We start from the raw sequence: 26,116 nt of genomic DNA, 5'->3' as shown, positions 1-26,116 counted from the left end.
GAACTTCACGCCATCCGGGTCGTTTTTCTTATGCGCCTTCGGCACCGCAGGGCATTCTGTCCTGCCAACATGCTGACCGAACGAGGATTTCCTGCCTGGTGACGCTACATCTTCCGGTGCGACGCGCCATCCGGCCCGGTCGCGGTTCCGCCATGCCCCGCCGCCACCGCCGCGCGATGTCGCGCGGGGGGCTGCTGCTGGCCGCCTGGCTGGCGCTGCCGGTCATGCAGCCGGCGTCGGCGGAGCCTGTCGTCATGGCACCCGCGCCCGCGTCGGCGCCCGCGACGCTGCCTGTCACCGCACCGGCCGCCGGCCTTCTGCCGCCCTCGATCGCACTGGGCGGGCTGTTTGCCGCCGTTTCCGCCGCCCATATCTTCGCCGATGCCAAGACGGCGGCCGATGCCGTGCCCGACCGCGCGCCGGGCGACCTGCTGGCGGCGTATGAGCAGGCGAAGGCGCAATCGGGGTTCGACCTCAACAGTTTCGTGGCCCAGCATTTCTCTGTGCCGCAGCAGCGCCTGGTGTCTTATCGCCGGCATCAGGACGAAAGCGTGCGCGAGTATATCGACGGCATGTGGGATGTGCTGAGCCGGCCGCCGGACCGGCCGCCCGCCTATTCGTCGCTGCTGCCGCTGCCTCAGCCCTATGTCGTGCCCGGCGGGCGGTTCCGCGAGCTTTATTACTGGGATTCCTATTTCACGCTGATCGGGCTGTCGGAAAGCGGGCGGTTCGACCTGCTGCGCGGCACGGTGCGCGATATCGCCTCGTTGATCGACGGCTATGGGCACATGCCCAATGGCAGCCGCACCTATTATCTCAGCCGGTCCGAGCCGCCATTCTTCGCGCTGATGGTCGACCTGCTGGCGCGGCATGACGGACCGGCCGCCTACACGACTTTCCTGCCGCAATTGCAGCGCGAATATGAGTACTGGATGGAGGGGGACGATGGGCTGGCGCCCGGCACCGCCCATCGCCGCGTGGTATGCCTGCCGGACGGCACGGTGATGAACCGCTACTGGGACGACCGGGACACGCCGCGCGACGAGAGCTATCCGCAGGATATCGCCACGGCCGCCGCGTCCGACCGGCCCGCCGCCGAGATCTATCGCAACCTGCGTGCCGGGGCGGAAAGCGGGTGGGATTATTCCTCGCGCTGGCTGGCCGATGGCCATACGCTGACCACGATCCATACCACCGACCTGCTGCCGGTGGACCTGAACAGCCTGATCGCGCATCTGCAACAGACGCTGGCCCATGCCTATGGCCTGCGGGGAGACCAGGCGCGGGCGCAGCGCTACGCCCAACTGGCGACCGAGCGGGTCGCCGCCATCCGGCGCGTCTTGTGGGACCCGGCCCAGGGTGCGTTCTTCGATTACGACTGGAAAAAGCAGGCGCTGTCGCCGGTCCTGTCGGTGGCGACGATGGTGCCGCTGTTCCTGGAGGCCGCGACGCCCGAGCAGGCGCGCATGGTGGCGGCGACGGCGCGGGCGCGGCTGTTGCGGGCGGGCGGGCTGGTGACGACCGAGCAGGCCACCGGCCAGCAATGGGATGCGCCGAACGGCTGGGCGCCGGAGGAATGGATGGCCATCATGGGGCTGGCCCGTTACGGGCAGGACGATCTGGCGCGGGAGATCGCCGCCCGGTGGACGGCGCGGGTGGTCACGACCTACCAGAAATCGGGCGTACTGCTGGAGAAATACGACGTGGTGGACCCGTCGGTCAGCCCGATGGGTGGGGCCGGGGGCGGCGAATATCCGATGCAGATCGGCTTCGGCTGGACCAACGGCACGCTGCTGGGCCTGATGAACCGCTATCCGGCCATCGTTCCGCCCTCGGTGCCGGTGCCCGATACGCCGCCACCCAGCGTTGCGTCATCCAACGCCCGGTCTTCAGAGCATGACTGAAAATGCGGGCTGGAACGTGGGCGTGGCAGGAAGAGCCTGGGCGGAAATGTGGGCTGGTGAGCGAGAGTGCCGCGAAGCGGCACGGCCGTCGTGTGTTTCCGAGCATCGGAGCGGAATGGCCTTGATGGCCATGAGCACCGAAGCGCAGGAAACGCGCGCCGGATCGCCACCAGCGCGCATTTTCCGCCCAGGCTCTCAGACGCGGCCGACGCCGCGCAGGCGGTGCAGCGCCACGATGGCGACGGTCAGCAGGACGGCACCCCAGGTCTGGTGCACGGTGCCGGCCCAGGCGGGCACGACCAGCAGCAGGGTGGTGACGCCCAGCGCGTACTGGATCAGCACCGCCCAGCCCAGGAGCATCAGGATGTCCTGCGCGGGCTTGCCCAGTTGCGGTGTGCGCAGGCCGCTCAGCACGGTGGCGCCGATGACCAGCGCGGTCACGGTGGCCAGCAGCCGGTGGTCGAACTGGACGGCGGGAATGTTGGCGAACCAGTTCAGCCAGAACGGCGACAGCTTGGCATAGCCCTGCGGGACCAGGTGCCCTTCCATCAACGGGAAGCTGTTGTAGGCGAAGCCCGCATGCGTGCCGGCGGTGAAGCCGCCGGCGATGATGGTCAGGCCGATCAGGAACGTGGCGCCCCAGACCAGCCGCCTGGTGCGCACCACCGCGACCGTGGCGGGAATGAAGGGGGCGACCGGCGTGCGCACCGACAGCGCCGTCCACAGGATCGCGATATAGAGGGCGAAGGCGCAGCACAGATGCAGCACCAGCCGCACCGGCTCGACCGCCGTGCTGTTCTGGTCGAAGCCCGAGGCGACCATGAACCAGCCCACCGCCCCTTGCAGCCCGCCCAGCACGAAGAACAGCAGCAACCGCGCGATCAGGCCGCGCGTCAGCGCGCCCGTGACCGCGAACCAGATCAGGGGCAGCAGCAGCACCAGGCCGATCAGCCGGCCCCAGAACCGGTGGGTCCATTCCGCCCAGAAGATCTGCTGGAACCCGGCCAGGCCGAACCCGTCATGCAGGATCTTGTATTGCGGGATGGTCTGGTACAGCGCGAACTGGCGCTCCCATTCCGCATGGGACAGCGGGGGGATGATGCCCGTCACCGGCCGCCAGTCCATGATCGACAGGCCCGAGCCCGTCAGGCGCGTATAGCCGCCCAGCGCGATCATGCCGATCAGCATGAAGCAGATGACGAACAGCCAGGTGGAGATGCGCTGCCGGTTGCGGGACGAGAGGGACGAGGCCCCGTCGCGGCGGGCGGCGGATTGCGGGATGGTGTGTGCGGACATGAGGTGGATTTAGACCCGCCTTGCCGCCGGTCGCAAGCCGATGCTAGTGCATGGCCCATGCGTTGCCCGCCGGGGCGCGGCGCCTCCCGTCACGCCATGAATGATTCCAGCATCGGACCTGACGCCGTGGCCTCTTTCCTTCCCTGTCCTGACCGGCGCCCTGCGTGACCGATCGCCTCGTTGCCCCGTCTTCCCGTGCCGATGGTCTGGCCGTGCTGGCGCGACCGGCGCTGATGGTGGCCGCCTGCGTGGCGGTGGGGATGGCCCTGCGCTACGCGCCCGGCCTGCGGGGCGTGCTGGGCGATACCGCGCTGCTGCGCGACGGCATGGGCGGGCGGCTGGTCTTTCTGCTGGCCGGTTCGGCGATCTGTGCCGTGGGGCTGCCGCGCCAACTGGTCTGCTTCGCCGCCGGCGTGTCGTACGGCGCGGCCGAGGGCATCGTGCTGGCCAGCCTTGCCACGCTGGCGGGGGCGGTCAGCGGGTTCGGCTGGGCGCGCGGAGTGGGGCGGGCCAGCGTGCGGCGGCGCCTGGCCGGGCGCCTGGCCCGGCTGGACGGGTTCGTCACGGCGCATCCCTTCACCGCCATCCTGACCATCCGCCTGCTGCCCGTGGGCTCGGCCCTGATGCTCAACCTGCTGGCCGGGGTTTCGGGGGCGGGGTTCGTGCCGTTCGTGCTGGCGACGCTGCTGGGCAGCCTGCCGCAGACGGTGGTGTTCGTGCTGCTGGGCGGCGGGGCGCGGATCGGCCATGGCTGGCAGGTGGCGCTGGCGGCGGTGCTGTTCGCCGGGTCCGGCGCGCTGGGCCTGTGGCTGGCGCGGCGCATGGCGTCGCGGGACAATGCCCCGGAGGTGCCGTGAACGCGCCACTTTGTAGCCCTGTTCCGCCCGTCTGATCCGGGGATACGAGCCGCCTTGCCGGGGCTGTTGCGCGTATGCACAGCGTCCGGCGAAATGCAGCCTTACAGTATTTATATGATGAAAAACGGTGACACGCTGAGATAGTAGGTCCCGACGATCTCTACATGGAGTGCCGCTGATGGCGCCATCCGCGATAGCCGCGAGATCCGACGATGCCCCTGCCACCGCCTCCGCTTCCCGGCCCATGAACTGGATCGCCATCCTGCTTGGGTTTCTGACGGCTGTGGGGCCGGTATCGACGGATATCTACCTTCCCGCCTTCCCGGCGCTGGAAGCGTCGCTGCACGCCCCGGCGGGCTCGGCGGAAATGACTCTGGCGATCTGGTTCGTCGGCCTGGCGATCGGGCAGATCACGATGGGGCCGCTGTCCGACCGGTTCGGGCGGCGCATGCCCATGCTGCTCGGCACGCTGGTCTATACGCTGGCCTCGGTCGGCTGCGCCATGGCGGGCGATATCTGGACCTTTTCCAGCTTTCGCCTGCTGGCGTCGCTGGGGGCGTCGGCCAGCCTGGTGATTCCCAGCGCCTGCGTGCGCGACATCTCCTACGGCAACGAGGCCGCGCGCCTGATGTCGCGGCTGGTGCTGGTCATGGGGGTGGTGCCGGTGCTGGCGCCGACGCTCGGCGGCTTCGTGCTGTCGTTCACCTCCTGGCGGTCGATCTTCTGGGCCTCGGCGGTCTATGGGCTGGTCTGTACCGTGCTGGTGGCGCGGGTGCTGCCCGAAACCCTGCCGGAGCGCGAGCGCAGCATTCTCTCCCCGCTTGCGCTGGCCACCCGTTATGTGACGCTGGCGCGCGACCGGGGGTTCATCACCAATGCCATGATTGCCGGATTCGGTGCTTTCATGTCGTTCACCTACCTGTCGGCGGCGCCGTCGGTCTTCATCCATCTGTTCGGCTTTACGCCGGCCGGGTTCGGCATGCTGTTCGGGGTGTTCGCCGCCTGCATGATCGGGGCCTCGCAGCTCAATGGCGTGCTGGTGGGGCGGATCGATGCCGGGCGGATTCTCGGCATGTCGGTGGGTACCGCCGTGCTGGGCACGGTGGGGATGCTGGCGGTGTCGGTCGTCATGGCGTTCGCGATCCGGGGCGGGGCGGTGCCGCACGGGATCGCCCTGGTGCCGCTGATCCTGGCGATGATGGTCGCGCTGGGCACGACCGGCATCATCGGGCCGAATGCGGCCGTGGGGGCGATGGCCGACCATCCGCGCCAGGCGGGCAGCGCCTCGGCCTTCATCGGCACGCTGCAATATGTGCTGGGTGCCCTCGCCGGCGCCTTTGTCGGCATGCTGCCGCGCACCACGCCGGTGCCGATGGCGGGCGTGATGCTGATGGGGGCCGTCATCATGCTGCTGATGGTCCTGCTGCGGCCCGCGCGCCCGGCGGGCGAGGCGGCCGGGACGGTCCATATGGATGGAGAGGCACCGGGCGCCCCGCCCCTGGTCCATTGATATCCATTGATGCCGGCCGCCGCCGGGCTTGCGGGCGATGGCGGCGGCGGGCTAGCTACAGCACGGCGGTTTTTCCGGCCCGGACGACAGGTCCTGGCCGGCTTTCGCCATGGAATTCGGTTTATTACGGGATGGATTTGGACACGGACATGACGACCGCCACGATGGACCTGAAGCAGCACATTCGCGGCATTCCGGATTTTCCGAAGCCGGGTATCCTGTTCTACGATATCTCCACCCTGATGCGGAACGCGGATGCGTGGCAGGTGGCGATGGGGCGGGTGACGCATGCGGTCGCCCCCTGGGCGCCGGACATGCTGGCCGCCATCGAATCCCGCGGGTTCCTGACCGCCGCCCCGCTGGCCAGCCGGCTGGGCTGCGGCCTGGTGATGCTGCGCAAGCCGGGCAAGCTGCCGGGCGAGACGGTATCCCACTCCTACGAGCTGGAATATGGCAGCGACACGCTGCACATCCAGGCCGATGCCATCGTGCCCGGCCAGCGGGTGGTGGTGATGGACGACCTGCTGGCGACCGGCGGCACGCTCGCGGCCTCGATCGCGCTGCTGCGCAAGGTCGGCGCGAATGTCGTGGGGGCCTCGGTGCTGGTGGAGCTGACCGCGCTGGGCGGGCGGGCGCGGCTGGATGTGCCGGTCAAGGCCCTGGTCTCGTACGACGAATGACGCTGCCCCCGGCCGCTTCGGCGGCCGGGGGAATGCGGTTTCGTGACCTCTGTTATTCGGTTCCCTGTACTGTCGGCGGATGGCGCGGTGATCTAATGGTGATTGAGGAGCCTGACCGTAAACGCGCGCCGGATCGCCGCCAGCGCGCATTTTCGGTCAGGCTCCAGGAGAGGACGTGAAACCGCCGTCCGGCGGCGGGTGCAGTGCAGGAGCATGGATGCCGGGATGAATAGTCGCGAGCCGTCGCTGACCCCTGATCTGGCCCGGCTGCGCGATCTCTGGTCCCAGCTCTGGTCGGGGGTTCCCCGCCGGCAGGACCATCTGCGCTGGCTCTTCGCCCCCGACCTGCTGACATTCGGCTATGCGCTGCGGACCACGATCACTTCGCTGATCGCCCTGGGCATCGCGCTGTGGTGGGAACTGGGCAGCCCCCAATGGGCAGCCCTGACGGTGTGGATGGTCGCACAGGGCACGCGCGGCAAGAGCGTGGCCAAGGCACGCTGGCATCTGTTCGGCATGGTCGTCGGCACGCTCTTCGCCGTGGCGCTGGTGGCGGCCTGCCCGCAGCAGCCGCTGCTGTTCATCCTGCTGCTGGCGGTCGGGATCGGGTTGTTCTGCTTCGTGGGCACGCTGCTGCCGGGGCCGGCCACCATGACCAACTATCGCATCCACGGGATGCGGGCCAGCGGCTTCACCTACGCCATCATCGCGCTGGATGGCATTGCCGATCCGCAGCATATCTTCGCCATCGCCATGGCGCGCGCGACCTATATCGTGCTGGGCATCGTGCTGGAAAGTTCGGTCTCGTCGCTGTTCCAGTTCCGGCTGGGGGAACGGGCGCGCGACCGGCTGTCGCACAATTTCCTGACTGCCATCGACGGCGCCGCCCGCGCGCTGTCGGACCTGCTGGGGGGCGACGGGCAGGCCCTGACGCGCGCGCGGGGCGTGTTTTCGACCATCACCACCTTGAGCGACCAGATCGAGTTCGCCGAGGTGGAACTGGGGCGCCATCACGGGCATGAGGGCGACCATGCCCGCGCCGCGCTGGCGCGCGTGGCGGTGCTGCTGTCACGCGGGCTGGACCTATCGGCGCTGCTGCACATGCCTGGCCATGTGCAGGGCGATGTCTTCAGCACGACGGCCGCATCCGTGCGGACGTTCCTGCTGGCCCTGCCCGCGCGGCTGCAGGCCGGCGATGTCCAGCCCAGCCTGCTGCAACTGGCGGGATTGCGCGCCACCTGCCGGCAGGCGATCGCGGATTCGCTGGGCGAGGAGATGGGCAGCGACAGCCGGGCCCCGGCGAGCGAGGACGAGGCGCGCGGCCTGCAATGGCAGCGCATGCTGCATCATGCGCTCGATGCCATGCTGGAGGATCTGGAAGGGGCGATCACCCAGTTCGAAGCCAGCATGCATCCCTTGCCGCACGATCATTTCCACTATCGGATCAAGACGTTCCGCGACTGGCGGCTGGCGGGCGCCAACAGTCTGCGCGCCTCGATCACGATCTTCGGGGCCGGGGTGATCTGGATTGCGACCGGCTGGTCGGTCGGGCTGCTGTTCCTGATGTTCGTCTCGATCGTGTGCAGCCTGTTCTCGACGCTGGAGAAGCCGGCGCTGGCGACGCAGGCCTTCCTGACCGGGGCGCTGTGGGCGGTGGGGATATCGGCGGTGCTGGTGCTGTGGACGCTGGCGACGCCATCGACCTTCGAAGTCCTGGCCCTGTGCCTCAGCCTGCCGATGCTGGCGGGCGGGCTGGCGTTCGCCTATCCCACTATCATCCTGGCCGCCGTATCCTACAATTTGTTCCTGCCCATCCTGATTGGCCCGGACAATCAGGGGCGACTGGACGAAATCACCTTCTTCAATACCGCCATGCCGCTGATCCTGGCGCTGTGGTACGCGATGTGGTCGTTCCGGCTGGTGCTGCCCAACGACACCAATGCCATGCGCTGGCAGATGCGCAGCGAGATCCTGAAGGGGCTGCGGCATGTGGCGCGGGCGCCCAGCCTGCCCACCACCATCTTCGTCGTCGAACGGAACGTGGACCGTTTCGTGCGGCTGCTGACCAATGCCGGCGAGACGCCGGAGCCGGTGATCGACGCCTATCTGCAAGGCACGCTCTCGGCGATGACGATCGGCCTGAACATCATCCGCCTGCGCCGCATCCTGGCGCGCAACCTGCTGCCGGTCGCCGCTACCCAGGTGATCGAGGCCATGATGGGCCGCATGGAGCAGTTCAGCGGCCGCTATGGCGGCCATTACGGCCGCACCGCGCGCGCGGCCAAGCTGGCCAGCCAGCGGATCGCGGCCCAGGCCGGGCACGAAGACAATCTGGGCGTGCGGATGGAAATGGACCGCGCCCTGGCCAGCCTGAACGTGATTTCCTACGAGCTGGACACCAATCGGATGTTCTTCGACGCGTCGAGCCCGTATCTGGACACCGCTTTCGGGTAGTTTCGCCGAAAGACCGGCGTTGCCAAGGGCGCGTTGCCCTTGACCCACCAAAGGGCAGATGCCGTTTGGAAACCCATTCGTTATCAAATGATTGTGGTGCAGGGCCTCAGGCCCTGCCGGGTCCAGGGCAGAGCCCTGGGTATGCCTCAATCTTAAAGCGATCCGGCCTGGGAGGCGACGAAGCGTTCCAGCCAGTGGATGGTGTAGTCGCCCTTCTGGAATTCGGGATCGTCGAGGATCTTGCGGTGCAGGGGGATCACCGTCTTGACGCCGTCGATCACGAATTCGTCCAGCGCGCGGCGCATCCGTGCGATCGCCTCGGCCCGGGTGGGGGCGTGGACGATCAGCTTGCCGATCATGCTGTCATAGTAGGGCGGCACGCGATAGCCGGCATAGAGCGCGCTGTCGATGCGCACGCCCAGGCCGCCGGGCGGGTGATAGACCGTCACCGTGCCGGGGGTGGGCATGAAGGTCGCCGGGTCCTCGGCATTGATGCGGCACTCGATGGCGTGGCCGCTGAAGCGGATGTCCGACTGCTCGTAGCCCAGCGGTTCGCCGGCGGCGATGCGGATCTGCTCGCGCACCAGGTCGACGTCGCAGAGCATTTCCGTCACCGGATGTTCCACCTGCAGGCGGGTGTTCATCTCGATGAAGCAGAACTGGCCGTCCTGATACAGGAATTCCAGCGTGCCGGCGTTGCGGTAGCCCAACTTGCGCAGCGCCGCCGTGGCGGTGGCGCCGATCGCGTCGCGCTGCTCGGCGGTCAGGGCCGGCGAGCCGGCTTCTTCCAGCAGCTTCTGGTGGCGCCGCTGGAGCGAGCAGTCGCGCTCGCCGAAATGCACGACGTTGCCATGGGTGTCGGCCAGGATCTGCAGCTCGATATGCCGGGGCCGGTCCATGTATTTTTCGAGATAGACCTCGTCATTGCCGAAGGCGGCGCGGGCCTCGGTCCGGGCGACGCTCCAGGCCTCGGCCAGCTCGTCGGCGGTCTGGGCGACCTTCATGCCGCGCCCGCCGCCGCCGGCGGCGGCCTTGATCAGCACCGGATAGCCGACCTGCTCGGCCACCACGCGGGCCTCGTCCAGGCTGGCCAGCGCGCCGTCCGAGCCGGGCACCAGCGGCACGCCCAGCGCCCGCATGGTCGTCTTGGCGGTGATCTTGTCGCCCATCATGCGGATGTGCTGGCCGGTCGGCCCGATGAAGGCCAGGCCGTGGGCCTCGACCGTCTCGGCGAAATCGGCGTTCTCGGACAGGAACCCGTATCCCGGATGGATCGCATCCGCCCCGGTGATGGTCGCGGCCGACAGGATGGCGGCGACGTTCAGGTACGAGTCACGCGAGGCCGGCGGGCCGATGCACACGGCTTCGTCCGCCAGGCGCACATGCATGGCGTCGGCGTCGGCCGTGGAATGGACCGCGACCGTACGGATCCCCATTTCGCGGCACGCGCGCAGGACCCGCAGGGCGATTTCGCCACGATTGGCGATGAGGATCTTGGAAAACATCTTACTCTATGATGGCCAGGACTTCGCCGAACTCGACCGGATCGCCCGACACGACCAGCAACTGCTTCAGCGTGCCGGCGCGGGGGGCCTTGATCTGATTGAAGGTCTTCATCGCCTCGATCAGCATCAGGGTCTGCCCGGCGGTGACGCTCTGCCCTTCGGTGACGAAGGGGGGCGCGCTGGGATCGGGCGTCAGGTAGGCCACGCCGACCATCGGGCTGGTGACGGCGCCCGGATGCTTGGCCGGGTCGGCCGGCGCGGCGGCGGCGGCCGGGGCCGGGGCGGCGAGGGGAGCCGCCGCCGGCACGGCATGGACCACGCCGGGCGCGGCGCGGGCAACGCGGATGCGGTTGTCCTTCTCCGCGATCTCGATCTCGGTCAGGCCGGTTTCGGTCAGAATTTCAGCCAATGCCCGAATGGCATCCGCGTCCACGAGCAGTCGGCTCATCGATCGTTCTCGTCCAGAATCATGTCTGTCATCGCCTGAAGCGCCATTGCATAGCCACGCACGCCCAGACCGCAGATGATTCCTGCGGCGGCCCGGGAGCAATAGGTATGATGGCGGAATTCTTCGCGGCGGTGAATGTTGGAGATATGGACCTCGATCACCGGCAGCTCGACGGCCAGGAGCGCATCGAGCAGGGCGATTGAAGTGTGGCCGTAGGCGGCCGGATTGATAACGATCCCCTGCGCGCGGTTGCGGCATTCCTGCACCCATGACACCAGCTCGCCCTCGCCGTTGGTCTGGCGGAAGTCGATGGCGACATCCAGGCGCTCGGCGGCCTGGATGCAGATCTGTTCCACGTCGTCCAGGGTCGCGCGACCATAGACTTCGGGCTGGCGCATTCCGAGCATGTTCAGGTTGGGCCCGTTCAGGACCGCGATCAGAGGGCGCTTTATCATCACAGGCGCCGTAGCACGACCTTCGGCCGGTTCCAAGAGAATGATCATGGCCGGGTGCGGCGGCCCTGCCGCAGCCCTGTATCAGGGGCGGCAGTAATGAAGGCTGAAAATTGCCATAATTGACGGTGCAAATGCCGACGGCACGGGAAAACCGGGGCGGCGCCGAATCTTCTCGGACTGTTGCACCGGTATCGTGATGGAAAAAACTGGACTCAACGGTCGCGGGACTGCTTTATTGTAACCCGATACTGGCCGATTGATCCGAAGAGGACTGAAAACGCATTGGAACTGCACCGGACACGACGAGGAATGCGAATGGGTGGCCAGGCGATGCTGTCGCTGCTCTGCCTCGTTTTCTTCGTGTCGGCCGCCTCTGCCCATGACGGGACGGAGGGGGCGGATACGGTGCCGGTGCGCGCATCGTCCGATACCGCGATGTCCGATGCCCAGGCCCCTGGGGCCGATGGCCGCCCCGTGACGGCGTGGGCGGCCTCGGTCCGCGCGGCGCTGGCGCGGCGGTCGCACGCGCTGGCGGCCGCCAGCCGGTCCGCGCTCGCCTGGTCCGAGCAGGGGGTGGCCAGTTGGTACGGCCATGCGCGCCGTCCACGCCACGAGGTGGCGCGCCGGACCTCGTCGGGCAGCAATTTCGACCCCAGGGCGCTGACGGCCGCGCATCCGACCCTGCCGATGGGGACGCGGGTGCTGGTGCGCTCGCAGGATACCGGTCGTTCGGTGGTGGTGACGGTGAATGACCGTGGCCCGTTCCTCGGTCGCCGCATTATCGACCTGTCCCCTGCCGCGGCGGCACAATTGGGGATGCTCAATGCCGGGACCGCCCATGTCGTGATTCAACCGGCTTCGCCCGTTGAAGTCGCGCAGGCCGAAGCCTCGGACAGCAGCGCGGATGCCATTGCCGCCGCCGGGCCGCATGCGGCGCGCCGCGTGACGGACGCTGCCCACCGCCGCTGACCGGTTGGGACTGGTCGTCGGCGGGCCGGCCTTGCCGCCGCCAGCGGGGCTTTTGAAACCGCCTGTTGCCGGGGCGGTTACTGGGGCTTGGCGGAGCGGGCCTGTTCCATTTCTTCTTCCAGCCCCGCGTTCAGTTCCGCGCCCAGCATGACGACATAGGCGGTCACGAAGAACCACATCATCGTCGCCACCACCGCGCCTAATGGCCCGTACGTGGCGTTGTAGGTGGCAACGGTGCCGATATAGTACGAAACCCCGACCGAGGTGACGATCCAGATCAGGGTTGCCGCGCAGGAGCCGGGCAGGATGCGGCGCCAGGGGGCGGCCGGGCGGCTGGGTCCGAGCCGGTAGAGCAGCGTGCAGGCCACGAGGACGAACAGCAGCAGCAGCAGCGGGCCGCCCATCTGCACCAGCAGTTCGATCGACCAGGGCGGCGGTGCCAGGCCCAGCCGTTCGGGGATGAAATTGATCAGGACCGGCAGTGCCACCATGACCGCCAGCGTCAGCACCGCGCCGCAGATCGCGCACAGCGTCATGCCCAGCGCCACCATCTGGAACCGGATGAAGCCCCGTGTCTCGGTGGTGCCATAGGCGATATTGACGGCGGCGATGATCGAGCGCGTGGCGGCCGAGGCCGACCATAGTGCGATGGTGGTGGATATGATCAGGTTGAGCGTCAGCGAGGAATGGGGTTCGGCCGCCAGCGTGTGGATCCGTTCCCCGATCAGGGTGAAGGCCGAGGGCGGCAGCAGGTGCCGCAGCAGGTCGAGCTGCGGCTCCACCGTGTCCGGGTCCAGCACCAGCCCGTAGATCGAGATCAGGGTGCTGATGGCCGGGAACAGGGACAGCGTCGCATAGAACGCGCACCCCGCCGCGGCCAGGGTGATCTGGTCCGATGTCAGGTTATGGAGCATGCGGCGCAGGACCGGCCGCCAGAGTCGCCTCAGATCAGGGGTCGTATCGGCAAGATGATCGGGTTTGTCTGGCTGCAGGACGATCAAGTTCGCTCCGTCGGTCCGGTGTGGGGCGGCGTGCGCCCCGTGGCGGGCGGCCATCGCCCGGCGGGTTTGCACTACCTAGCGAAAAAACATGCGCAGGGGACGATTTTTCTGTTGCGCGCAAGGTGCTTTGCCCCCATATGCGCTCTCCACGCAACAACGCACGTGCCACTGGCCCTCTGAGGTTACGCAACGACGTCAAGCGTTCTGGCAATTGGGGGCCCTTCAGGGCCCGGTTCTGGTCGCTGGTCCGTTAGACCGTTTCGCAACACCTGTCCGGCGCAAGTTCCGGGTAGATTTCACAGAAGGGATTTGGGTGCGATGACTCCCAAAATCGCCCATTTTCTGGCGGAGCATGCTCCTGCCACGCCCTGCCTCGTCGTCGATGTCGACCGCGTCGAGGCCCGCTATCGCTCGCTGCACGACGTGCTGCCGCTGGCGCGCATCTATTATGCCGTGAAGGCCAATCCGGCGGAAGCCATTCTGCGCCGGCTGGTGTCGCTGGGCTCGGCCTTCGACGCCGCGTCGTGGGAAGAGATCCGCATGTGCCTCGATGCGGGTGCGCAGGCGCAGGACATTTCGTTCGGCAATACCGTCAAGAAGGTATCGGCGATCGCCAATGCCCATGCGGCCGGTGTGACGATGTATGCTTTCGACTGCATCGAGGAACTGGAAAAGCTGGCCCGCCACGCTCCGGGATCGCGCGTCTATTGCCGCCTGATCGTCGAGAACGAGGGCGCGGAATGGCCGCTGTCGCGCAAGTTCGGCACCACGCTGGACAGCGCGCGCGACCTGATGCTGCGCGCCCGCGCGCTGGGGCTGGACCCGTATGGCCTGTCGTTCCATGTCGGCAGCCAGCAGACGACGACCGATGCGTACGAAGCCGCGATCGCGCGGGTCGGCATGCTGTTCACCGACCTGGCCGCGGCGGGGCTGAACCTGCGCATGGTCAATCTGGGCGGCGGCTTTCCGATCCGTTACCGCGAGGACGTGCCCGAGATCGACCGGTTCGCACTGGCGATCAGCCATGCGATGACCGAGCATTTCGGCAACGACCTGCCGGAGATGATCGTCGAGCCCGGGCGCTTCATCGTCGGCGATGCCGGCGTGGTGTCGTCTGAGGTCGTGCTGGTGACCCGTCGCGGGCTGAAGGACGATACGCGCTGGGTCTATCTCGATATCGGCCGTTTCGGCGGCCTGGCCGAGACCGAGGGCGAGTCGATCCGCTACGGCATCCGCACGCCGCATGATGGTGGCGCCACGGGTCAGGTGGCGATTGCCGGCCCGACCTGTGACGGTGCGGACATCATGTACGAAAAGGCACCCTACGCCCTGCCGCTGGACCTGGCGTCGGGCGACCGGATCGAACTGCTGTCAACCGGGGCTTATGTTTCGACCTACTGCTCCACCCGGTTCAACGGTTTCGCGCCGCTGACCGAGCATTATATCTGAATATCTGACGATTGCGGATGCGCCTCTTCCGGGGGTGCTCCGATGGTCGGCCCGCTGCTGAAACCCGTCGCCCTTCGCGACGGGTTTTCTGTTTTCAGGATGATCGTCCCCGGCGCGTGGGCCGACATGATTCGTCGTCCATAAGCCATAATGAAACCATCGTTACGGGTCTATCTAGGCAAGGATGGCTGGGGTGACCTGATGGGCTTGGGCAAGTCGAAACAGGACCGGAGCGGTCTTGTTTTATATTCTCACGCCACGAAGCGGGCAGGAGCACGATCGCTTCCCGCTCGATCGGCCGTTTTTTGCTGATCGATGCCGGGGCGTGCGTGTTGCCGATCCGGAAAGCGACGGCCCGGCATGGTGTGCGGCTCTCTCTCTCATGACGAAACGGCTTGTGGATCATCATCAATGTTCAAGGCAAATGCGCGGGAGGAATCGCAGCCGAGTGCGCGGAAGAAGGTCAGTGTCCGGGCGATGGCGCATTCTCTGATCGCTGTATGTGGCGCTGGTGCGCGCGGCATGACGATGCGTCATATCGCCCGCTGCCTGGAGGAGGATCGGCCCGATGACGTCATGTTCTGGCTGAAGGTCCGTAACCAGATCGACTGGCTCATGCGGACCAGCCGGCGCGAGGGCGACAACATCCAGTAGACAGGTCGGCTGATCGGTGATCCGTACCGTCGTGTCTGTCATGTGTATGCGCCCCGGCCTGAAGCCACATCCGAAGCCGACGATTGGCCGGCGTCGAGACCGGCCTGTCGGTCAACCACCCCAGTAGCCAGGACAGGACGAAGGCCGGGGCGATCCCCGGGTTCCGGACGGGGCGGCGGCCATGGGTGCGGTGCTGCCGCCTTACTCGACGGCGGCGCGCAGGCCGGCGCCGGCCGCCAGTGGGCAGAGCGGCAGCGCGCCGGCCAGGAAGGCACCCAGCAGTTCGAGGTCCGGCCGCCAGGACAGGCCCGTTTGCGCCGCGTCCAGTGCTGCCGCGCCGAAGATCAGGGCCGGGGTGGCCAGGGGCAGCACCAGCAGCGGCAGCAGCACGCCGCCCCGGCGCGCGCCCAGCACGATCGACGCCGCCATGCCGCCGATCAGCGACAGGATGGCGGTCCCCAATGCCAGTCCCGCGAGCAGGATCGGCAGCACCGGCATCGGCAGGCCCAGCATGATGGCCAGCGGGCTTGCCGCCAGCAGCAGGGGCAGGCCGGTGGTCAGCCAGTGCGCGATCATCTTGGCCAGCGCCACCAGCGCCGGCGGCAGGCCGGACAGCATCAATTGGTCCAGCGAGCCGTCTTCCAGTTCCGATCCGAACAGCCGGTCCAGCGGCAGCAGGGCCGCCAGCAGGGCGCAGACCCAGACGATGCCGGGGGCCATCCGGCGCAGCAGCTCCGGCGAGGGGCCGAGCGCCAGGGGAAACAGCGCGCCCGCGAGGATGAAGAACAGCACCGCGCCCAGCGTATCGGCGCCATGGCGCAGCGCCAGCCGCAGGTCGCGCCCGATGACGGCCGCCAGCAGGGCGGGGAGGGAGGCCTGCATGCCCTCGGCCTTCATGACCACGACTCCATGTCCATCTCTTCCATGGTTTCCAGGCCGCTCGCGCCCGGCAGGGCCAGGGTCCGCGCATTGGGGAGGGGCAGGGGAACATGGGTGGTTGCGATGATGATTCCGCCAGTCTCGCGATGGGCGTGAAACAGGGCTTCCAGCAGCCCGATGGAGCTTGTGTCCAGCCCCAGGCTGGGTTCGTCGAGCAGCCAGAGCGGTGCGCGGGCCAGCATCACGCGCGCCAGCGCGGCGCGGCGCTTCTGCCCGGCCGAGAGCATGCGGGCCGGCAGGTCGGCCAGTGGCAGAAGATCGAGTGCCTTCATGGCCTGTTTCGGGGCCTGTTTCGGGTCCGACCCCGCGGCGCGGGCGGGCAGGGCGAGGTTTTCGCGCAGGGTCAGGCCGGGCTTCAGCGCGTCCTGATGGCCGAGATAGGCGACCCGCGCGGCATGGGTTGTCCGGTCGGCCAGGGCGTCGATACCCGCCCATAGCACATGGCCGCCTTCCGGTTTGCGCAATCCTGCGAGAACGCGGAGCAGGGTCGACTTTCCTGCGCCGTTGGGCCCGGTCAGCAGCAGGGCCTCGCCGGCGTCCAGCCGCAGCCCGACACTGTCGAGAACCAGTCTTTCCCCTCTGAAAACAGAGATGTTTTCGACATTCAGCAAGGGGCTGGCGAGGGGGCAGGGGGCAGGAATGGCGATCGTCCTCGGATTGGGGTCGGCGGCGGCGGCGGCGTGTTCCCGCGTTCTTGTTACCGGGGCCAGCTTGTGTCGTTACCGCGTCCGGGTATGTTCTACGACCGTTGGGAGATCAAGCCGGTTGTCCAGAGAGGGAACACACCGCCTCCATATGCGGAGCACGTGCCCCAATTGGATAATCCGTTGCTGACGCCACGGAGGAAAAACCAATGAAGTCGGTTGGGCACGATTCAATCAAGACAGGCCGTACGCTGAATGTCGACGGCAAGACGTACCATTATTTCTCGATCCCGGAAGCTGAGAAGACCATTGGCGATGTGACGCGCCTGCCGGTGAGCCTGAAGGTGCTGCTGGAGAACATCCTGCGCTTCGAAGACGGCCGGTCGTACAGCGTCGACGATGCCAGGTCGATTGCCGGCTGGCTGCCCGCGGGCAGCAGCACGAAGGAAGTTCCTTTCAAGCCCGCGCGCATCCTGATGCAGGACTTCACCGGCGTGCCCGCCGTGGTCGATCTGGCCGCGATGCGCGACGGTATCCTGAAGCTGAATGGCGACCCGCAGAAGGTGAATCCGCTGGTGCCCGTCAACCTCGTCATCGACCACTCGGTGATGGTGGACGTGGCCGGCACGCCGGACGCGCTGCAGAAGAACGTCACCATCGAATTCGAGCGGAACGGCGAGCGTTATGCGTTCCTGCGCTGGGGCCAGGAAGCGTTCGAGAATTTCTCGGTCGTGCCGCCGGGCACGGGCATCTGCCATCAGGTGAACCTGGAATATATCGCCCAGGTCGCGTGGACGGCCGACGTCGACGGCAAGAGCTACGTCTATCCGGACACGCTGTATGGTACCGACAGCCACACGACGATGGTCAACGGCCTGGGCGTGCTGGGCTGGGGCGTGGGCGGTATCGAGGCCGAGGCCGCGATGCTGGGCCAGCCGATCGCGATGCTCATCCCCGACGTCATCGGCTTCAAGCTGACGGGCAAGCTGCCCGAGGGCGCGACGGCCACCGACCTGGTGCTGACCGTTACCCAGATGCTGCGCAAGAAGGGCGTCGTCGGCAAGTTCGTCGAATTCTTCGGCCCGGCGCTGGACCATCTGCCGGTTGCCGATCGCGCGACGATCGCCAACATGGCGCCGGAATATGGCGCGACCTGCGGTTTCTTCCCGGTCGACAATCTGACGCTGGATTATCTGCGCCAGACCGGCCGTGACGAACACCGCATCAAGCTGACGGAAGAATATCTGAAGGCCCAGGGCATGTTCCGCACCGCGGAATCGCATGAGCCGGTGTTCACCGACACATTGGAACTGGACCTGTCGACCGTCGTGCCGTCGCTGGCCGGCCCGAAGCGCCCGCAGGACCGCGTGACGCTGAAGGACGCGACCAGCGCGTTCGAAACCGAGCTGACCGGCAGCCTGGGCGTGCCCGCCGCCGATGCGCACAAGAAGGCCAAGGTGGCCGGCACGAACTACGAGATCGGCCACGGCGACGTGGTGATCGCGGCCATTACCTCGTGCACCAACACCTCCAATCCGGCGGTGCTGATCGCGGCCGGCCTGGTGGCGAAGAAGGCGCGCGCGCTCGGCCTGAAGCCGAAGCCGTGGGTGAAGACGTCGCTGGCGCCGGGTTCGCAGGTCGTGACCGACTATCTGGACCGCGCGGGCCTGACGGAAGAACTCGACGCGATGGGCTTCAACACCGTCGGCTATGGCTGCACGACCTGTATCGGCAATTCCGGCCCGCTCGAGTCCCACATCGTGGATGCGATCGAAGGCAACAAGCTGGTCGCCGTGTCGGTGCTGTCGGGCAACCGGAATTTCGAAGGCCGCATCTCGCCCAACGTGCGCGCCAACTATCTGGCCAGCCCGCCGCTGGTGGTCGCGTACTCGCTGCTCGGCACGATACGCGAGGACATCACCACCGCGCCGCTGGGCACGTCGGCGGACGGCAAGCCGGTCTATCTGAAGGACATCTGGCCGACCAACAAGGAGATCGCGGACCTGATCGGTTCCTCGATCACGCGTGAAGAGTTCATCAAGCGCTACAGCCAGATCAGCAAGGGTACCAAGGAGTGGCAGGCCCTGAAGGTCGCGACCGGTTCCGAGACCTACAAGTGGGACCCGACCTCGACCTACGTGCAGGACCCGCCGTATTTCCAGGACATCACGCCCGAGCCCAAGCCGAAGGGCGACATCGTGGGGGCCCGCGTCCTGGCCCTGCTGGGCGACAACATCACCACCGACCATATCTCTCCGGCCGGCTCGATCAAGGAAAGCTCGCCTGCCGGCGTCTACCTGAATGAGCATCAGGTTTCGGCGAAGGACTTCAATTCCTACGGTTCGCGTCGCGGCAACGACCGTATCATGGTCCGTGGCACCTTCGCGAACATCCGCATCAAGAACGAGATGCTGCCGGGCACCGAAGGGGGCCTGTCCAAGCACTTCCCCGACGGGAAGGAAGGCTCGATCTACGATGTCGCGATGGAGTACAAGGCCGAGGGCGTGCCCCTGGTCGTCTTCGGCGGCAAGGAATATGGCATGGGTTCGTCGCGCGACTGGGCGGCGAAGGGCACCCTGCTGCTGGGCGTTCGCGCCGTGATCGCCGAGAGCTTCGAGCGCATCCATCGTTCCAACCTGGTCGGCATGGGCGTGCTGCCCCTGCTGTTCAAGGACGGCACGACGCGCAAGTCGCTGAACCTGAAGGGTGACGAAATCATCGACATCAAGGGGCTGGAGACCATCACCCCGCGGATGACGATCGACATGGAAATCACTCGCGCCGACGGCACCAGGGAAACGGTGCCGCTGCTCTGCCGCGTCGATACGCTGGACGAGGTCGAGTATTACCGGCATGGTGGCATCCTCCAGTATGTGCTGCGTGGGATGACCAAAGCTGCCTGAACGGTCTCTTCTTTCGTTTGATGAGTCTGGCGCCGGCCCGGGTTTCCCCGGGCCGGCGTTTTTTGCTGAGTCCGTCGTGCGGGCCGATCAGGTGCGCAAGATGTTCGACGGCCACGCGGTGCTGCGCGGCATCTCGCTGGACGTGACGCGCGGCGAGCTGATTTCGATCATCGGGCCGTCGGGCTGCGGCAAGTCGACATTCCTGCGCTGCCTCAATTTTCTTGAAATTCCCGATTCCGGGACGGTGGATATCGCCGGCGTGACGATCACGCGCACGGGCGGACGCTGGACCCGCCAGGAGGAGGACGCCGCCCATCGCCTGCGCGCGCATGTCGGCATGGTGTTCCAGTCCTTCAACCTGTTTCCCCACCGCACCGTGCTGGACAATGTGATGCTGGCGCCTGTGCGCGTGAAGCGCATGCCGGCGGACGAGGCGCGGGCCGAGGCGCTGGCCCTGCTCGACAAGGTGGGCCTGTCCGCCATGGCCACGCGCTATCCCGACACGCTGTCGGGCGGCCAGCAGCAGCGCGCGGCCATTGCACGGGCGCTGGCGATGCGTCCCGACGTGATGCTGTATGACGAACCGACCTCCGCGCTCGACCCCGAACTGGCCGAAGAAGTGCTGTCGGTGATGCGCACCCTGGACAATGAGGGGATGACCCAGCTTGTAGTCACGCATGACATGCGCTTCGCCCGGGCGGCGTCTGACCGCGTGGTGTTCATGGATGGCGGCGAGATCGTCGAGGCCGACGACCCCGACCGGCTGTTCGTGGCGCCGGAAGACGCGCGCACGCGGCGGTTCCTGAGGTCCGTGCTGTGAAGCCCGGCCTGATGGCCCTGCTGCTGGCGTTGGTGATGTTTCTGCCCGTGGCCAGCCATGCCGCGCCCCTGCGCTGGGCGTCGGATGCCGAGGCCAATGTGCCGTTCGTGTTCCACGATCCGGCCGATCAGTCCCGCCTGACCGGCTATGAATACGAGATCGCGCAGGCGATCGCCCGCCGCCTCGGCCGGCAGACCCAGTTTGTCCAGAACGACTGGGACGGGCTGATACCCGGCCTGCAGCGCGGGCTGTACGACATGGTGATCGACGGGATCGAGATCACCCCCGAACATGAACAGGGCGTGCTGTTCAGCCGCCCTTATTACATGACGACCGAACGCATCACCGTGCGGCGCGACCAGCAGGGGCTGGACACGCTGGCGGCGCTGCACGGGCATGTCGTGGGTACGCTGAAGGACACCACGGCCGAACGCATGTTGCAGGCCGATCCGTCGATCCGCATCCGGGCGTACGAGGAAGAGACCAACGCCTATACCGATCTGAAGAATGGGCGGCTGGATGCGGTGCTGCTGGATGGTACCATCGCGCTTTATTATGGGTCGCCGGACCCGGACCTGAAGCTGGCGGGCGCGCCGATCGGGCAGGTGGCGTATGGCGTCGCCTTCGCCCAGGGCAATAGCGTGCTGCGCGACCAGGTGAATGCCGCGCTGGACGGCATGATGCGGGACGGCGAACTGCACCGCATTCTCGCGCGCTGGAAGTTATGGACGCCGGCCATGGCCGCCCTGACCGGCGATGCCTCGACGCCGGAGATTGCGCCGGAGGCCTGGGACCATTACCGGGCCGCCACCGCGCCGACGGCCGGCTGGGGGGCGCGGTTCGATCGCTATGTCAGCTTCCTGCCGCTGCTGCTGCATGGCGCGCTGCTGACCTTTGCGGTCTCGGCCTGCGCCATGGTGCTGGCGGTGGGGCTGGGGCTGGCCCTGGCACTGATGCGCCGGTATGGCCCGCGCTGGCTGGGTGCGCTGGCGACGCTCTATGTCGAGATCGTGCGCGGTACGCCGCTGCTGATCCAGATCCTGTTCATCTTCTACGCCCTGCCGGGCATCGGCCTGCGCCTGTCGCCGTTCGTGGCCGGCGTGCTGGCGCTGGGCATGAATTATGCCGCCTATGAGGCCGAGAATTACCGCGCCGGACTGCAATCGGTGGCGCGCGGCCAGATCGAGGCCGCGATCGCGCTGAACATGACGCATTTCCAGGCCCTGCGCTTCGTCGTGGTGCCGCAGGCGGTGCGGATGGTCATTCCGGTGATGACCAACGATTTCATCTCGCTGCTCAAGGATTCGTCGCTGGTCAGCGTGATCACGCTGACCGAACTCAGCCAGACCTATGTGCGGCTGTCTTCGACCTATTACGATTATTTCGGCACCGGCCTGCTGATCGGCGTGGCCTATCTGCTGCTGGGCCTGCCGTTCGTTCGGCTGGCCCGCCTGGCCGAGGCGCGGTTTCATACCGGGCGCCAGCGGCAGGGGCATATCTGAGGACCCGGGCTCCCCCTCCGATGCCGGGCATATGGTTGATGCGTCTGGCACATGTCGGTGCTGTTTTGTGTCACGTTGTGCATAAATGGTGGGAAGCCTAAAGAAAACCAGTCGAAGACAACCCGAACGTCATGTGGTCATGGATCTGCTATCCGCTCTGCACAGCTTTGTTCGCGTCGCTGCCACCGGGTCGTTTTCCGCGGTTTCGCGGGAAACCGGCGCCAGTCAGCCGACAATTTCCCGCCATATCGCGCTGCTGGAGGCGCATTATGGCACCACCCTGTTCGCTCGGACGACGCGCAGCCTGATGATGACCGAGGATGGGCGTAGCCTGCTGCCCCATGCCTACGAGGTGCTGGAAATTCTGGAAACCGCCGAAACCGCGCTGGGCCGCCGCCGGGCGTCGGTGTCCGGTTTGGTACGGCTGGGGGTCACGACGGCTTTCGGCCTGTACATGACGGGCCGGCTGGGCGAGTTGCTGGACAAGCATCCGGACCTGGCGGTGGAACTGATCATGCGCGACGGGTTCGGCGATCTGGTCGAGGAAGGGCTGGATCTGGCGGTGCGCGTGGGCGAGATCGCGGAAGGATCGCTGATTGCCCGTCGCCTGGGGACCGTCAAGCGGATCGCGGTCGCCAGCGGGGACTATCTGGCCCGGCGCGGCGCGCCCCCCCATCCGCGTGACCTGCTGAATCATCCCTGCATCGCCTATACCTATGGCGGCACGCGCCATGACTGGCATTTCGAAGGCAATGGCGAGGAAAGCGTGGTCGCCGCCAGCGGTCCTTTTCGCGCCAACAGCAGCGAGGCGGTGCTACAGGCTACCCTTGCGGGGCTGGGGATCGGTTTGCTGCCGTCTTTCCAGGTGAGGGAAGATATTGCCGCCGGCCGGCTGATCCGCCTGTTCCCGGAATGGACGGTGCCGGAGCTGCCATTCTACGCCGTGCATACCGGGCCGCGTACATTGCCGTTGCGGACGCGCACGGTGCTGGATTTCCTGATCGATATTTCGGATGTGCTGCGGTAGCCGAAGGATCTTCTTTTTCTGAAGAAAAAGAAGCAAAAAGACTTTTGTTCGTTCAGGAACCTTGGCTTGAGCAAGCGCAAGGTTCCTGAACAGATCACTCGCCCGGCAGGACCGAGGCCGGATCGCGGCTGGCGCGGACCAGTTCGGGGCTGCCGTTCGTCAGGTCGCCATGGAAGCCGCGCCGCAGCATGGTCGTCCAGCCGTCCATCCAGCCATTGGCGGCGTTGACGAAGCGCTCGGCGCCCGGGTTCTGCGGCAGGGCCTGTTTCAGCCACTGTTCCGGCGGGGCGGGCAGCGTCATGGTGCCCTTGCGGGCCGGGCTGAGCAGGATGGTTACGTTCTCGATATTCGCACCGCGATCGGTGGCGGCTTCGGCATAGTTCCAGGTCGCGACCAGCATGACGTACGGGATCGGGAAACCCAGCACGTGCAGGCGGTTGAACGCGGTCTGGATGTCCACGCTGTCGCTCAGCGGCTGGCCTTCGATCTGGACATGGCTGGTAAACCAGCATTCCATCACTTTCGATGCGCTGGGGACGATTTTGGACAGGTAGTTCCGGTCGTCATGGCAGCCATTATTCATCGAATCGACGGTCGAGAGCGGCAGCGATTGCGTGCTGGCGCGCGCGATGATCACCCCGGTCACGACGCCGCCTTCGGCACGCACCAGCACGTTGCTGAGCAGTTCGCCGTGCGGGCCGCTCTGTGTCGTCAGCACCGGATGCCAGGTGCCGGCGGGCAGGGGCAGGATGCGTCCGGCGAAGGGGATGGCTCCTGCCAGGTCCGAAGTGATGGGGGGGGCCGCCAGTTGCGGGCCGCCCGCCGTCTGCTGGCCATTGTCCGGCGCGCCGTCCACCGGTGGCGCCGGCGGTGCGGCGTCGGGCGCGTCGGGGGAGGAGGACGGTGCGGGCGGGGGCATCGTGCGGCCCAGGGTGCGATTGATCCGGTCGAACACCGGCCGCAGGGCCGGGACCGCACGCGTCAGGTACGCCGGCGGGTAGAGCAGCGTCAGCGCCGTGAAGAGGGGGATGCAATAGAGCATCGCGCGCCAGATCGGCGCGCGATGCCAGAGGCGGGAAGCTGCGGACATTCAGGTCGCCGTACGGGAAAAGCGGGTCAGCGCAGGACGCGGGCCCGCTGGGCCTCGGTATCGTTGGCGATTTCGGCGGTCACGCCGTTCTCGCCGGAAATGACGCGCACCATCTTCGCCCCCTGCTGGCGGGCGGAAATCAGCGAGTCGCTCATCATGTCCTCGATCGACCGCACCAGGTCGCGGGCGCTGGCGGCGGCACCCATCTTGCTCTGGCGGCGCATGACCTCGAACAGCAGCGATGCGTCGATGCCGCCGGTCTCCACCCTCAGGCCGTAGCTTTCGATCATCGCCTCGATCTCCAGCGCCGCGACGCGGGCCACGTCCAGGCCGGTCAGGGCACGGAAGACGAAGATGCGGTCCAGGCGGTTCAGCACTTCGGGCGCGAAGCCGGCCTGGCGCAGGGCCTCGACCGACTCGGCGCGCATGCGGTCGGGTTCGTCGGCCAGGCGGTCGGCGATCTCGGACAGGGCATCGGTCGCGATGTTCGACGTCAGCACGAAGATGGCGCGGACGGTGGAAATCTGCTGGCCGGTGGAGGCCTCGGTGACGTGCCCGTCATTCCACGCGGTGAGGAATTTCTTGAAGACGTCGGGATGCGCCTTCTCGATTTCATCGAGCAGGACGACGGCGTCGGGCTTTTCCTTCAGGCCGCCGGTCAGCTTGCCGAACGTGTCGGAGCCGACATAGCCCTTGGGCGAGCCGAAAAGCTGCGTCGCGGCATGCGGCGAACTCATCTGCGTCATGTCGAAATGCAGCAGCGGGCGGTCGAGCTGCCGGGCCATCTGCTTGGCCAGATAGGTCTTGCCGGTGCCCGGCGGCCCAGCCAGCAGGAAGATGCCGACCGGCTTGCCGCGCACCTGCAGCGCCATGCGGCGGCGGAGCTGGGCGGCGATGTCCTCGCAGACCTGGTCCTGCCCGATTACCCGCGCGCGCAGGCTGGCCGCCAGTTCCTCGGCATCGATCACCGTTTCTTTCTGTTCGCGCGCCAGCATTTCCTCCAGCGCGGTGCGATTGGTCAGCCTGGCCAGTACATCCATCATCCACCCCCGTCGGCGCCGTAGCCCCTTGCGCGCCAGCCGTTCGGCGCGGGTCTCGAACATCAGTCCCGCCAAGGCCAGCAGGCTGCTCCCGCCCATCAGCACCGGAAAGGCCGGCGCACACCATTCCATGAAATGCGTCAGGCTGGCGAGTGAAAGATGGAGCGAGGCCGCGGCCTGCAGGCTGGCCAGGATCAGGAAAACGACCATCATGACCGGCATCAGCCGGTTGAGGGCGGGCAGGAGAGCCTTCATTGGACGATCACATCCAGAACAAGCATCTGGTCCCGGTGAATGACCGGCAGCGGCGTCGGCCCCAGGACCGTGATGGCTCCCGGCGCCACGCCGGTGGGGCCAGGATCGGAAACCGGCGCGATATCGACCTCGCCGGATATGCGGATGGGCAGCAGCACGGTGCGCGGCTTGGGGGTCAGCGGTACGGTCTGGGTGATGCCGCCCGAACTGACGGTCACGATGCCGCCCGTGCCGCCCTCGTCATAGAGCGGCATCTGGACCAGCCGGTATTCCCGCTTGCGGATGCCGGCCAGGATCCGGGCCTGCTGGTCGGGCGTCAGCCCCGATTGCTGCAGGGCGCGCGGCGCGTTGTCGGGCGCGATCATGGCGAATTGCTGGGTGCTTGTCAGGGTGCCGGCCCCGGCGGCGGCGCTGTGCGCGGCATCGCCGACGATCGGGGCGGGCGCCGGGGCCGGGTGGTCGCTCTGGCTGGCCATGCGGGCGCTGAAACCGGCCACGACGATCATGCCCGCCGCCAGGCCGTACCATAGGGGCCGGCCTTTGCCGGGTCCGGCCTCGTCGGGCGCGGCGCGTGCTTCGGGGTCGGGCGTCTGCCTCATGTCCGCATCATGCGTGTGCCTCATGCGGTTGGGCAAGCATGCAAACGAGGACGTGATTGTAATGTAATGTAGCCCCTGGGGACCGCCCGGGTGCTGCCGGCGCATGCACCTTGCG

At 67.0% G+C, this 26,116-nt stretch carries 22 protein-coding genes; 12 read left to right on the top strand and 10 right to left on the bottom strand.

From position 1 onward, the window contains the following. Positions 1-98: 98 nt before the first annotated feature. Entirely contained in the window at positions 99-1,904 is a 1,806-nt protein-coding gene (gene treA, locus HLH36_RS01885) for an alpha,alpha-trehalase TreA (RefSeq protein WP_456305448.1), read from the top strand. A 195-nt stretch (positions 1,905-2,099) separates the two neighbouring features. Here treA and HLH36_RS01880 read toward each other — a convergent pair whose 3' ends face one another. Continuing rightward, positions 2,100-3,200, bottom strand: a complete 1,101-nt coding sequence (locus HLH36_RS01880) for a COX15/CtaA family protein (RefSeq protein ID WP_182984775.1) — start codon at positions 3,198-3,200, stop codon at positions 2,100-2,102. 164 nt (positions 3,201-3,364) lie between these two features. On the opposite strand from HLH36_RS01880, the gene HLH36_RS01875 reads away from it, so the two are divergent. The 4 genes from HLH36_RS01875 (at position 3,365) to HLH36_RS01860 (ending at position 8,701) form a co-directional block, all read left to right on the top strand. Next, on the top strand, positions 3,365-4,057 hold the full coding sequence (locus HLH36_RS01875) for a TVP38/TMEM64 family protein (protein ID WP_338030368.1): 693 nt from the start codon (positions 3,365-3,367) through the stop codon (positions 4,055-4,057). A gap of 178 nt (positions 4,058-4,235) precedes the next feature. Then, the gene (locus HLH36_RS01870; protein WP_182984774.1) at positions 4,236-5,567 is read left to right on the top strand and encodes a multidrug effflux MFS transporter; all 1,332 of its coding nucleotides are present in this window, start codon (positions 4,236-4,238) and stop codon (positions 5,565-5,567) included. 149 nt (positions 5,568-5,716) lie between these two features. Continuing rightward, positions 5,717-6,247, top strand: coding sequence for an adenine phosphoribosyltransferase (locus tag HLH36_RS01865; RefSeq protein ID WP_182984773.1), 531 nt, complete (start codon positions 5,717-5,719; stop codon positions 6,245-6,247). A 225-nt stretch (positions 6,248-6,472) separates the two neighbouring features. Continuing rightward, a complete protein-coding gene (locus tag HLH36_RS01860; RefSeq protein ID WP_182984772.1) occupies positions 6,473-8,701 on the top strand; it encodes an FUSC family protein in 2,229 nt (742 codons plus the stop codon). A gap of 152 nt (positions 8,702-8,853) precedes the next feature. Here HLH36_RS01860 and accC read toward each other — a convergent pair whose 3' ends face one another. The 3 genes from accC to aroQ are packed head-to-tail and all read right to left on the bottom strand — an operon-like array spanning position 8,854 to position 11,109. Continuing rightward, positions 8,854-10,206 (bottom strand): acetyl-CoA carboxylase biotin carboxylase subunit, encoded by a 1,353-nt coding sequence (gene accC / locus HLH36_RS01855; RefSeq protein WP_182984771.1) that lies wholly within the window; start codon positions 10,204-10,206, stop codon positions 8,854-8,856. A gap of 1 nt (position 10,207) precedes the next feature. After that, positions 10,208-10,654: an acetyl-CoA carboxylase biotin carboxyl carrier protein gene (locus HLH36_RS01850; RefSeq protein ID WP_182984770.1), complete on the bottom strand. Its 447-nt coding sequence runs from the start codon at positions 10,652-10,654 to the stop codon at positions 10,208-10,210. After that, complete coding sequence (gene aroQ / locus HLH36_RS01845) at positions 10,651-11,109, bottom strand: type II 3-dehydroquinate dehydratase (RefSeq protein WP_182947759.1); 459 nt, start codon at positions 11,107-11,109, stop codon at positions 10,651-10,653. Before aroQ ends, HLH36_RS01850 begins: the two co-directional genes overlap by 4 nt. Before the next feature lie 315 nt (positions 11,110-11,424). On the opposite strand from aroQ, the gene HLH36_RS01840 reads away from it, so the two are divergent. After that, entirely contained in the window at positions 11,425-12,078 is a 654-nt protein-coding gene (locus HLH36_RS01840) for a septal ring lytic transglycosylase RlpA family protein (RefSeq protein ID WP_246376296.1), read from the top strand. A gap of 77 nt (positions 12,079-12,155) precedes the next feature. Here HLH36_RS01840 and HLH36_RS01835 read toward each other — a convergent pair whose 3' ends face one another. Next, a complete protein-coding gene (locus HLH36_RS01835; protein WP_246376350.1) occupies positions 12,156-13,070 on the bottom strand; it encodes a YihY/virulence factor BrkB family protein in 915 nt (304 codons plus the stop codon). A 327-nt stretch (positions 13,071-13,397) separates the two neighbouring features. On the opposite strand from HLH36_RS01835, the gene HLH36_RS01830 reads away from it, so the two are divergent. Beyond that, positions 13,398-14,528 carry a type III PLP-dependent enzyme gene (locus HLH36_RS01830; RefSeq protein ID WP_182984768.1) on the top strand — a complete coding sequence of 377 codons (1,131 nt, stop codon included), beginning with the start codon at positions 13,398-13,400 and terminating at the stop codon, positions 14,526-14,528. 522 nt (positions 14,529-15,050) lie between these two features. Next, positions 15,051-15,182 carry a hypothetical protein gene (locus HLH36_RS19990; protein ID WP_275943743.1) on the top strand — a complete coding sequence of 44 codons (132 nt, stop codon included), beginning with the start codon at positions 15,051-15,053 and terminating at the stop codon, positions 15,180-15,182. A 201-nt stretch (positions 15,183-15,383) separates the two neighbouring features. Here the strand turns inward: HLH36_RS19990 and ccmB are convergent, their stop codons facing one another. Together ccmB and ccmA are read right to left on the bottom strand one after the other, a co-directional pair. Beyond that, a complete protein-coding gene (gene ccmB / locus HLH36_RS01825; protein WP_182984955.1) occupies positions 15,384-16,064 on the bottom strand; it encodes a heme exporter protein CcmB in 681 nt (226 codons plus the stop codon). Between the two features lie 11 nt (positions 16,065-16,075). Further along, positions 16,076-16,762: a heme ABC exporter ATP-binding protein CcmA gene (gene ccmA / locus HLH36_RS01820; protein WP_456305450.1), complete on the bottom strand. Its 687-nt coding sequence runs from the start codon at positions 16,760-16,762 to the stop codon at positions 16,076-16,078. Between the two features lie 212 nt (positions 16,763-16,974). Between ccmA and acnA the strand changes: the two genes are divergently transcribed. The 4 genes from acnA (at position 16,975) to HLH36_RS01800 (ending at position 23,017) form a co-directional block, all read left to right on the top strand. Continuing rightward, entirely contained in the window at positions 16,975-19,668 is a 2,694-nt protein-coding gene (acnA, locus tag HLH36_RS01815; protein ID WP_182984766.1) for an aconitate hydratase AcnA, read from the top strand. A 100-nt stretch (positions 19,669-19,768) separates the two neighbouring features. Beyond that, a complete protein-coding gene (locus tag HLH36_RS01810) occupies positions 19,769-20,488 on the top strand; it encodes an amino acid ABC transporter ATP-binding protein (protein ID WP_182984954.1) in 720 nt (239 codons plus the stop codon). Between the two features lie 11 nt (positions 20,489-20,499). Further along, positions 20,500-21,990 (top strand): ABC transporter substrate-binding protein/permease, encoded by a 1,491-nt coding sequence (locus HLH36_RS01805; RefSeq protein ID WP_182984953.1) that lies wholly within the window; start codon positions 20,500-20,502, stop codon positions 21,988-21,990. A gap of 139 nt (positions 21,991-22,129) precedes the next feature. Then, a complete protein-coding gene (locus HLH36_RS01800; protein WP_182984765.1) occupies positions 22,130-23,017 on the top strand; it encodes a LysR family transcriptional regulator in 888 nt (295 codons plus the stop codon). Between the two features lie 94 nt (positions 23,018-23,111). Here the strand turns inward: HLH36_RS01800 and HLH36_RS01795 are convergent, their stop codons facing one another. From HLH36_RS01795 to HLH36_RS01785, 3 genes are read right to left on the bottom strand one after another with little or no spacing between them, the layout of a single operon-like run. Beyond that, positions 23,112-24,107 (bottom strand): hypothetical protein, encoded by a 996-nt coding sequence (locus HLH36_RS01795; RefSeq protein ID WP_182984764.1) that lies wholly within the window; start codon positions 24,105-24,107, stop codon positions 23,112-23,114. Between the two features lie 26 nt (positions 24,108-24,133). After that, complete coding sequence (locus HLH36_RS01790) at positions 24,134-25,402, bottom strand: AAA family ATPase (protein WP_182984763.1); 1,269 nt, start codon at positions 25,400-25,402, stop codon at positions 24,134-24,136. After that, a complete protein-coding gene (locus HLH36_RS01785) occupies positions 25,399-26,001 on the bottom strand; it encodes a hypothetical protein (protein WP_182984762.1) in 603 nt (200 codons plus the stop codon). Before HLH36_RS01785 ends, HLH36_RS01790 begins: the two co-directional genes overlap by 4 nt. Between the last annotated feature and the right edge of the window lie 115 nt (positions 26,002-26,116).

The sequence above is a fragment of the Gluconacetobacter aggeris genome, from assembly GCF_014174395.1.
GTDB classification, from domain to species: Bacteria; Pseudomonadota; Alphaproteobacteria; order Acetobacterales; family Acetobacteraceae; genus Gluconacetobacter; species Gluconacetobacter aggeris.
This window is presented reverse-complemented; position numbering and strand designations above follow the sequence as displayed.